We start from the raw sequence: 790 nt of genomic DNA, 5'->3' as shown, positions 1-790 counted from the left end.
GGTATGAGCAACTTGGCGGAGCAGATGGCCCATTAACAGATGCCATACTGGATCGTATTGTACATGATGCTTACAAAATCAATATCGAAAGCATCGACCCTACTAAAGATATTTCAATGCGAGAGGTGTATGGTTTAGATAAAATGCTTAGTGAATAACAAATAATTAAAGGATGGTTCAGTAGTTCCGGATAGATGGCTCACGCCATACTGGAACTGCGGATCCTCCGTACCAGAATATTTTACTTTAAGCGATTTCCAGTCCCGGACAAGTGGTTTCCTCTATTCCGGAATGGCAATTTCACCGGAAGGTTCATCCTCAATTATCCGTTCAATGTGTTTTTCCGATGGGAAAAATGATATTATAGATATATCATATTTGAAAGTGGTGTGTGTTGATGCAAGCCATAAATGCCTTTGAAATTCAATCATTTTTTCCTAAAGATTCTCTCATAATAACAAATATTGAAAATAAGGACCATCAAATTATAATCAAAATGAAATCTAAATCTAGTAGCTGTGAATGTCCTGCATGCCATACAACATCTAATCATTATCATGGCACATATGTAAGGAAAGTCCAAGATCTTCCCATTCTTGGCAAGAGAGTTCTATTGGAAATTACGTCTCATGAGTATTGCTGTGATAATGAAGAATGCGAAGCGGTTACTATTGCTGAAACGTATCACGGATTCCTTAATTCATATAGCCGTAAGACAGAGCGACTAGAAGATTTCATTTGCATACTAGCATTGGAGACGAGTTGCGAAGGTGCTTCACGCATCTGCAAG

Annotated in this window: 2 protein-coding genes and 1 pseudogene; 2 read left to right on the top strand and 1 reads right to left on the bottom strand. The window is 38.2% G+C overall.

Annotated elements, in window-relative coordinates:
• A pseudogene (locus OXPF_RS23600) lies at positions 1-158 on the top strand (ATP-binding protein); the annotation flags it as partial.
• A gap of 123 nt (positions 159-281) precedes the next feature.
• Here the strand turns inward: OXPF_RS23600 and OXPF_RS22755 are convergent.
• Positions 282-431: a hypothetical protein gene (locus tag OXPF_RS22755; RefSeq protein WP_162491030.1), complete on the bottom strand. Its 150-nt coding sequence runs from the start codon at positions 429-431 to the stop codon at positions 282-284.
• Here OXPF_RS22755 and OXPF_RS23325 point away from each other — a divergent pair.
• Positions 398-790, top strand: a 393-nt coding sequence (locus OXPF_RS23325; RefSeq protein ID WP_160317156.1) for a transposase family protein, incomplete at its 3' end; no start/stop codon positions are given. The two genes, OXPF_RS22755 and OXPF_RS23325, sit on opposite strands and share 34 nt — an antisense overlap.

Source organism: Oxobacter pfennigii (genome assembly GCF_001317355.1).
Lineage (GTDB): Bacteria > Bacillota > Clostridia > Clostridiales > Oxobacteraceae > Oxobacter > Oxobacter pfennigii.
The sequence above is the reverse complement of the archived record's forward strand: the minus strand, read 5'-3'. Positions and strand labels throughout refer to the sequence as shown.

Excerpts from the sequence above, each read along its gene's own strand:
- OXPF_RS22755 (WP_162491030.1), bottom strand. The coding sequence starts at position 431 with ATGATTGAATTTCAAAGGCATTTATGGCTTGCATCAACACACACCACT.